Below are 8,676 nucleotides of genomic sequence, written 5' to 3'. Positions count from 1 at the left end.
TCGACGGCCAGTCGGCCATTCGCGGCGGCATTCCGCTGTGCTTTCCCCAGTTCAACCAGCGCGGGCCGCTGCCCAAGCATGGCTTTGCGCGCAATCTGGGCTGGCGGCCCGCCCCTGCAAGCAAGGAGGGCGACAGGCAGTCATCCGTGTGCCTGGAGCTGACCGACAGCGAGACCACACGCGCGTGGTGGCCTGCGCGCTTTGCCGCGCAGCTGACGGTGGTGCTGGGCGCGGGCAGCCTGCGCGTGCAGCTGGTGGTGCACAACACCGGCAATACGGACGACGGGGCCTGGGATTTCACCACCGCGTTGCATACCTACCTGAGCGTGGAGGATGTCGGGCGCGCCCGGCTCGGCGGGCTCGATGGCTGCGCGCGCTGGGATGCGCTGGCCGATGCGCGCGGCTTTCAGCAAGGCCCTGTCATGTTTTTGGGCGAATACGACCGCGTGTTCAGTGCGCCTGCAGGGGCCATCCACCTGCACGATGGTGCCCTCGGCCTGCAGATAACCCAGAGCGCCAGTCTCTCGAACACGGTGGTGTGGAACCCCGGGGGCGCCTTGTGCGCCCGACTGGCAGACCTCCCGCCCGACGGCTACCGCTCCATGTTGTGCGTGGAAGCGGCCCTGATCGATCGCCCCATCACCCTGACACCGGGGCAGCAGTGGCAGGGCTGGCAGGAACTCCGGGTGCTGCCGGCGCCGTGATGCCACCGCCGCATGGCGGCGGGGTGGTGTTGGGCGATGCGTGCGACCGGGCCATCGCTGCGGCTGCAGGTGCGCGTACGCCTCATAGCGGCCAGGACCAGACCCAGTCGAAGCGCACATCCAGCGGCAGCTGGTGGATCCGGTAGGCCGGTGGCAAGGGTTCGACGGGACGCAGGCGGGCCACGATGGAGGGCATGCGCGGCGTCAGCGGCGAGGTGCGCTCGGCAGGTGTGCGCTCGGCTTCTGCGACCACATCCACGACCTCGGCGCGGATGCGCCCGCCGTCCATGAAGCGCAGCGTGGCCAGGCGCCCCACCTGTGCATAGCGTGCCTGGTCGGGCGGCAGATAGGTGTGGACCATTGCGCGCGCTGGCCCCTGCAGCACCGCCACATCGGCACCCCTTTCCACCCATTCACCCAGGTGCGCGAACTGGCGCACCACCTGGGCATCGAAGGGGGCCTTGACGTCCGCATCGTTGGTTGCCGCTGCCATGCCCGGCAGTTGCCCGTCTGTGCCTGGCGGCACCGCAGGTGGTCTTGACTGCGCACGTGCGAGCAAGTGTCTGTTTTCGCTGGCGTCGGCTTGTGCGCGATTGGCGTCGGCCCGGGCCTGCAGTTCCTGAAAACGTGCGTTGTCCAGCTCCTGGCGCGTTGCCGCGCCCTCCGCCCGCAGCGCTTGCATGGTGCGCAGGCGTTCTTGCTGCAATGCCAGCTGGCTGTGCGCCAGGCGCAGGGCCTCGTCGAGGGTGGTCTGGCGGCTCGCAAACGCCTCGAGGGTGGTTTGCGAAGGGTCGCTTGCGGGCCTTGGTGTGGCTGCGGACGACGGTGTCCGCGTGGCGCCCGTTGTGGTGTCCAGGGCAATCACTGGCTGCCCGGCGCGCACCAGTGCACCGATGTCGGCGATCTGCGTCACTCGCCCCGCCTCGCGCGCACGCACGACCACCTGCTCCGTGATGACCACGGCAGGGGCGGTTTCCCACCAGTACGCCACCATGAAACGGGTCAGCAGGTAGCCTGGCGGCGTCAGCACCATGGCCAGCAGCAAATACCAGCGCCAGCGCGGCACCTTGCGCTTGGAGGCGGCGTAGCGAACGGAGAGACCGTTGGTTTCCTGGGCGGAGCCCGGCGGTTTATCAAACTGGATTTTCACGGGCGTGCCTTTTTGAATTCGTCCCACGACTGCACCACGATGCCGCTGAATCCGGGCAACGTCTCCAGCGCTTGCGACAACTGGTGCCAGCGGCGCAGGGCCTGGGTCTGGCCCAAAAGATAGTTGCTTTCATCCGGCGGCAAGCTGCGCTCGATGCTCTGCGCCACCGCCAGCCGCAGGCCTGGCGGGCCTTGCAGCAGGGGTCGGGCAATCTCGGCTGCGCGAACCGGGTTGCTGACATACACCATGGCAACCAGTTCCGTGACACCTGTGTCCTGGATGCGGCGGGCGAAGTCGGGGGCCTGCAATTCACGGTAATGGGTGGTCAGGGCCAGAGGCCAGTCGATGGCTGCACGTACGGCACGCAGCGTGTCCACCACGGCCTCGTCCCAGGACGGCTGTTGTGCGGGCGGTAACTGGCTGCGCTCCAGATCAAGGTGCAGTCCGTCAAAGGCCAGGTTGCGCAGCGGTGCGAGCAGATCGAGCAAGGCTTGGCGGCGCGCCGGGAGAACCCAGGTGGCCTCGCCGAGCAGCAGTTCCACGCGCAAGCCCTGCGCATGCGCTTGCGCAATCAGTTGCTCCAGCCGCTTTTGCCCGGCGGGTCGCGTCAGTGCCCGTAGCTGGGGCGCAGTGAATGAAATCAGGATGCGTTCGCTGCCCTTGGGCAAGGCTGTCATGCGGGCGGGGTGGTCCAGCAGGGCCTGGCCATTCCATACATACCAGCCAAGAGTTCCGGAGGCCGGGGTGGCCTGTGCGGCAGTGTCAATCGCGCGGGGCAAGGCGGTCAGCGCGAGCGAGGCGTCATCCTGGATGGCAGGGCTGGCGGGGCCGCAGTCAGTTGCCACCAGTCCCACAAGCTCCAGTTGTGCCAGGTCGCGACGTTCTGCTCCATCGACGACCTGCACGGCTGCCAAGTACAGCTCATGTCGCGCGTTCAGCAGCGTGGCATAGCCATCGCCGTCAAATGCCTCCAGGCGCAGTGAGGCAATGCGCGAGGCCTCCTGGGCCGCCTGCAGCCTGTTTTGCAGAGCGGCCATTTCGTTTTGGCGCTGGCGCCATTGGATCTGCGCCTGTTCGACCAGGGCGTGGTATTCGCTGCGGCGAACATGCAGCAGACTTTCCAGCCGGGTGCGCTCGCTCTGGATCTGGCCCAAACTGGCATCGCGTTGGGCGCGCCATTGCAGGGGCATGGAGAAGTCCACCCCTACCGAGGTGTTGCGACCGTTCGGTCCGCCGATGTCGCGGGTAACGCCTTGTGCCACCGACACGCTCGCCTCCAGCCCCGTGCGCTGCAGGGTTGCGGCGATCTGGTCCCATGTGTTGAGTTCCAGCTGGGTCAGTGCAAGGGGCGGGTGCTGGTCGGCCCCCGCCCGCAGCGTGTCCGTGTTGAGACAAGATTCAGGCCAGATCATGGGCAGGGTCTGGATGGTGGGCTGGGGCAGATTGGTCAGGCGTGCCAGTTCACCGAGGTTCAGCGTTTGCTGTGCGCGCTGGTTGTCACTGCTCGCCTGCACCATGTCGAACAGACCCAGCAATTTCAGTTTTTCTGCCTCCAGCAACACGCCGGACGCCCGGCGGGATTCCAGTTGGGCCCGTGCCTGGGCACGCATACCCAGAAAGGCCTGCGCAATACCAACGCGCTGTGCGGTGCGCAAGTGCCGCGCATAGGCCCGTCGCACGGCCTGCACGGCTTCCTGTCGCGCCAGGCGCAGTCGCACCTGCCCTTGCGCCACCGCGAGTTCGGCCTCGCGCACGCTGCGCAACTGCGCATCGCGGCTCCCGAGCAGAGGCCAGCGCACACCAAGCTGGACGTTCAAGCGCTGGTAGTCGCGGCTGAGGGTGTCGGTCACGGCTTCGCGCGCGGTGCTGATACCGGTGCCACCAAAAACCCGTGCTCCCTGGCTGGCGCGGGCCGTGCTGTTGCGGTGCGCTGCCACGTCTTGTTCAGCTTGGGCCAGCTGGACCGACGGGGCTGCCACAAGCGCCAGGTTTTCAAGTTCGGCCAGGGTGGTGCCGGCATTGGGCAGGTCAGGGGTAGTGGACGCCATGGCGCCCGAGCACAGGAGTGCAAGCCAGAGCAGCAGGGCCAAATCCCCGAACGCGTTTCTCACGGATTGTTTCGCCATCTCAGAACTTGGTTTTGCGCAGCACCCACCAGGGAGCCATGGAGGAATCAAGGTGCGATCGCGTGAAGATTTCCTGGAGGACGGAGAACGAGCAATGCACACGATTGACAAATGCGAACAGAGGAAAGAGCGGCAAAAAGGCCAGATAAACCGCGTCGTCCCCGGGGCGTTCCGACACCGCCACGAGATACAGCATGAAATAGAAAACCAGCGATGCCAGATAGGCCAGATAGATGAACGCAAGCACGCCGAGCACCGCGCCGACGGGCAGTGTGAACAGCATCATGCCCGTGTATCCCACGATCATGAACGGCATGACAAGCTGCATCAGCAGCCCGTTGACGACGACGAAAAGAAAGTTGCGCCACCCCAGCAACCGCGGCCGTAGGTTGAAGCGGAACTTGCGGATGAAGATATAAAACATATCTCCGTCCCAGCGCAGTCGCTGGCGGAAGAAAACACGCCAGGTGTCGGGTGCATCGGTGTGCCCCACCGCATGCGGATCGAACACGATGCGCAAGCCGGGGTGCCGACCAAAGTACTGCTTGATGCGCGTGGTCATGTCCAGGTCTTCGGCCGTGCCGGCATCCCAGCCGCCCAGGTTGCGTATGAACGCCGTGCGAAACACGCCGAAGGCACCGGAGATGTTGTTGACGAGATTGAACTCGGACAGGCCCGTTTTTCCGGCCGCTATGGAGACCAGGTATTCCAGCGCCTGCAGGCGCGTCACCAGGGATCGTTTGGCATTGCGCACGCGCAAATTGCCCGCGACACCGACGACTCCAGGGTCATCGAAGTGGCGCGTGGCGTTGCGCACCATGTCGTTGTCGAAAGAGGTGTCGCCGTCCAGGGCCATCACGATTTCGCCGGTGGCAATGGATAGCCCCGCGTTCAGCGACGATACGCGGCCCCCCCGCTGCCATTTGGGCAGGACCAGCAGTTGGCGCCGGGGCGTGTTGTGCAGCAGCGCGCGCGCATTGCGCGCGGCCTCCAGCGTGGGACGGTTCTGTATGGCGCCGTCGATGACGGCGATGATTTCGATGTGTCCCGGATACAGCTGCTGTGCCAGCGACTCAATGGTCTTGCGCACATCTTCGCCTTCCGAGTAGCAGGTAATCAGGCAGGAGACCCTGGGGTAGCGTTCCCGTTGCCGGTCAGGCCGAACTTCGCGCAGACCGTAGCGCGCCATGCCCGCTGTGACCAAAATGAAAAATGGCGCCTCCAGAAGCACCACAAACGGAAAAAATTTCAGTGCCAGTTCCACCAAGGTTTGCGAGCCTGAGCTGGCAAACAGCGTCTGGAATGAGAAAACCACCTGCTCCCACATGCGCTCAGACTCCGTCTTGCAGGCGGCTCATCCACTGTGCAGCGCCCTCTCCGGCACGCAGATCATCGGGCACCTGCAGGTGCCCGATGCGTGCCCGCAGGGGTGAAGCCTCGCCCCCTGAAGATTGCGCAGCCAGCGCTTTTTCGAGCCGCGCCGCCAATCCCTCCGGCGAGGAGAAAGGAAGCAGCAACCACAGCCGCTCTTCCTGGGTGCGCGTGGTGATGTCCGACGTTCTCAGCAACTCGTGCAGGCGGCGCGCAAACTCGTCCAGCATGAGGAAAACGCGTGCTGCGCCTTGTTGCTCGATCACTTCGGTCGCGTTCTGGAATTCCACCAGGATCAGTGCAAAGCGCATTTCCGGATGGCGCGCATGCGTGGCCAGTGTCCAGTCGAGCAGGCGTCTAAAGAATGGGGGATCCACATAGTTGGCGGTGTCCAGCGCCGCAAAAGACTCCTGAATTTGCCCTGCACGCAGGGCTGCGCGCCCTTGGGGGGCGAGCCGCAGCGTGGCAATTTCGCGCACATCCAGCTTGTCGGGGTCGGCTTTGGCGTTGCAGTCAAGGCAGCGCGCGATGACACTGGTTTCCATGAAAACGTGGTGGCAACTGCCGCACGCGTACTGTGTGAGAGGGCGGTCATAGTCCACGCCGATATGCCGCAGTGACGCGCTGCATTTCGGGCACACCAGGGCACCGTTGTCGTGGAAATCCCTTTCGGGGCCCACCTGCCCACAGGAAAAACAATGCAGCGAAGCGGCTTTGCCGATGTGGATGCTGGAGCAATGCGGGCACACATCCAGATAGTGCAGGTGTGCACCGCCGCACGAGCGACAGTGGCGGGTGCGGTCAACCAGCAATGCAGGTTCGAGGAGCCGGCGGCGCGTGAGCGTGGCCAGGCAATCCGCAGCGTCTTCCCCCTCTCGGGCCAGCGCCTCCACCATCGGATAGCGGTACAGCTGGTGGCTGCTTCGGTCGCACACGGGCTGCAATTCGGCGTTGTCGCGCAGGTACAGGAAGAACAGTACGCGCTCATCGAAATACAGGCTGGCGGTATCCCGCCTGAGGCTGCGGCGCACCGCCAGGGAGCGTTCGCTGAAACTGAGCGCCTGGCTGTAGGTGGCGGCGCCGTCAGCCAGCGGGGGCAGCATGTCGTTGCCCGTTGCGACCAGGACGGGGCGATCCCACCAGGCGCTGGCGCGCACCTTCTCGGCCAGATCGGCCTGTTCCTGTGGTGTCCACCCATCCACGAAGAATCCCAGGGGAGTCAGCCTGGCCGCCATGAAAGCATCCCAGGACGGCATTGCCACGGCGCCGGTTTCGTCCGCGGCAGGGAGTCCCGACGGACGCAGGACCACCATATATTCGTGTTCCGGGGGGGGTGAGGATGTCAGGGGCGTGGCTGCCATGGCGTCGAAGTGCTGGTGTCTGCAATCATGTGGGCTCGTCTGTTACGGTGCCCGTGGGCGGCGGCGCTGTGTTACACACTCACACACTGCCCCTGAGGGTTTTGATGAAGCGGTGGGCGATTGCCCCGAGTTTATCGAAGTGGGGTGAAGGCTTTCTATCGTTCTAGTGGGAGTGGCGGTTCGTATGATTCTTGTAACTGGCGGAGCCGGCTTCATCGGCTCGCACACCTGCATCGCGCTGGCGCAGGCCGGCGTTCCTTACCTGATTCTCGACAACTTTTGTAACAGCCGTCGCTCGGTGCTGGAGCGGCTGGGGCGCATCACGGGCGCGCAGCCCCAATGCATCGAGGGCGATGTGCGCGATGAAGCTTTGCTTGCGCGCGTGTTCGCGCAGCACCCCATTGACGGTGTAATCCACTTTGCCGCGCTCAAGGCGGTGGGGGAGTCGGTGCGCGAGCCTTTGCGGTATTACGACAACAATGTCTCCGGCACGGTGACACTGCTGCGTGCCATGCAGGCGGCGGGCGTGCGCACGCTGGTATTTTCCTCGTCGGCCACGGTGTATGGCGAGCCCGCGTCGGTGCCGATCCGCGAGGATTTCCCGTTGTCCGCCACCAACCCCTACGGCTGGAGCAAGCTCATGATGGAGCAGGTCCTGGCGGATGTGGATACGGCTGAGCCGGGGCAGTGGCGCATTGCGCGGTTGCGCTATTTCAACCCCGTGGGCGCACACGAGAGCGGGCTCATTGGCGAGGACCCTCAGGGTGAGCCGGGCAACCTGATGCCGTATGTGGCGCAGGTGGCGGCGGGGCAGCGCGCCGCCTTGAGCGTCTATGGCAACGACTACCCCACGCCCGACGGCACTGGCGTGCGCGACTACATCCATGTGTGCGACCTGGCCGATGGCCATGTGGCCGCCCTGCGCTACCTGCGAGAGCACACCGGGCTGCTCACCGTGAACCTGGGCACCGGCCAGCCGGTGTCGGTGCTGGAGATGGTGCGCGGCTTCCAGCAGGCCAGCGGACAGGCCGTGCCCTACCGAGTGGTGGCGCGGCGGCCGGGCGACGTTGCGCAGTGCTGGGCAGACCCGGCGCTGGCCGAGCGGCTGCTGGGCTGGCGCGCCCGCCACGGCGTGGACCGCATGTGCGCGGATGTCTGGCGCTGGCAAAACGGCGTGGCGCGCACGCTGGCGTGACGCGGCGCGGCAGTGGCGGTGCGCTGCGTGGTATCTTGTCGCCCCCAACCCGCCTTGCTGACAGAGTTTTCTTTCCATGCTTGCCAAACGCATCATTCCCTGCCTTGACGTGACCGGTGGTCGTGTCGTCAAGGGCGTCAATTTTGTCGAACTGCGCGATGCAGGCGACCCGGTCGAGATCGCCGCGCGCTACAACGCCCAGGGCGCTGACGAACTCACCTTTCTGGACATCACCGCCACCAGCGACGGGCGCGACCTGATCCTGCACATCATCGAGGCGGTGGCCAGCCAGGTGTTCATTCCGCTCACTGTGGGCGGTGGTGTGCGCACGGTCGAAGACGTGCGCCGGCTGCTCAACGCGGGGGCCGACAAGACCAGCTTTAATTCGGCCGCCATTGCCAACCCTGACGTGATCAGCGCCGCGTCCGCCAAATACGGCGCGCAGTGCATCGTGGTGGCCATCGATGCCAAACGCCGCTCCGAAGAGGATGCGCGGCGCACAGGGGCCGATGGCCGGGCCGTGGGCCCCGGCTGGGATGTGTACAGCCATGGCGGGCGCAAGAACACCGGCCTCGATGCCGTGGCATGGGCGACCGAGATGGCGCGGCGCGGCGCGGGCGAAATTTTGTTGACCAGCATGGACCGCGATGGCACCAAGGCGGGCTTCGACCTGGCCCTCACGCGCGCCGTGAGTGACGCCGTGAGCGTGCCCGTGATCGCCTCGGGCGGCGTGGGCAACCTCGACCATCTGGCCGACGGCATCCAGATC

At 65.5% G+C, this 8,676-nt stretch carries 7 protein-coding genes; 3 read left to right on the top strand and 4 right to left on the bottom strand.

The features are described from left to right. On the top strand, positions 1–704 hold a 704-nt coding region (locus tag B7X90_RS16900; RefSeq protein ID WP_292626423.1), incomplete at its 5' end, for a D-hexose-6-phosphate mutarotase. A gap of 82 nt (positions 705–786) precedes the next feature. Here the strand turns inward: B7X90_RS16900 and B7X90_RS16895 are convergent. From B7X90_RS16895 to B7X90_RS16880, 4 genes are read right to left on the bottom strand one after another with little or no spacing between them, the layout of a single operon-like run. Continuing rightward, positions 787–1,854 (bottom strand): HlyD family efflux transporter periplasmic adaptor subunit, encoded by a 1,068-nt coding sequence (locus B7X90_RS16895; protein WP_292626420.1) that lies wholly within the window; start codon positions 1,852–1,854, stop codon positions 787–789. After that, positions 1,851–3,944: a TolC family protein gene (locus tag B7X90_RS16890; protein ID WP_292626419.1), complete on the bottom strand. Its 2,094-nt coding sequence runs from the start codon at positions 3,942–3,944 to the stop codon at positions 1,851–1,853. The genes B7X90_RS16895 and B7X90_RS16890 overlap by 4 nt, the downstream gene beginning before the upstream one ends. A 37-nt stretch (positions 3,945–3,981) precedes the next feature. Further along, complete coding sequence (locus B7X90_RS16885; protein WP_292626417.1) at positions 3,982–5,307, bottom strand: glycosyltransferase; 1,326 nt, start codon at positions 5,305–5,307, stop codon at positions 3,982–3,984. Between the two features lie 4 nt (positions 5,308–5,311). Then, the gene (locus tag B7X90_RS16880; RefSeq protein WP_292626415.1) at positions 5,312–6,586 is read right to left on the bottom strand and encodes a diguanylate cyclase; all 1,275 of its coding nucleotides are present in this window, start codon (positions 6,584–6,586) and stop codon (positions 5,312–5,314) included. A 310-nt stretch (positions 6,587–6,896) separates the two neighbouring features. Between B7X90_RS16880 and galE the strand changes: the two genes are divergently transcribed. Then, positions 6,897–7,907, top strand: a complete 1,011-nt coding sequence (gene galE, locus B7X90_RS16875; protein ID WP_292626413.1) for a UDP-glucose 4-epimerase GalE — start codon at positions 6,897–6,899, stop codon at positions 7,905–7,907. Between the two features lie 76 nt (positions 7,908–7,983). Continuing rightward, a partial coding sequence (gene hisF, locus B7X90_RS16870) for an imidazole glycerol phosphate synthase subunit HisF (RefSeq protein ID WP_292626411.1) occupies positions 7,984–8,676 on the top strand: 693 nt, incomplete at its 3' end.

Source organism: Novosphingobium sp. 17-62-19 (assembly GCF_002256775.1).
GTDB lineage: Bacteria > Pseudomonadota > Alphaproteobacteria > Sphingomonadales > Sphingomonadaceae > Novosphingobium.
This window is presented reverse-complemented; position numbering and strand designations above follow the sequence as displayed.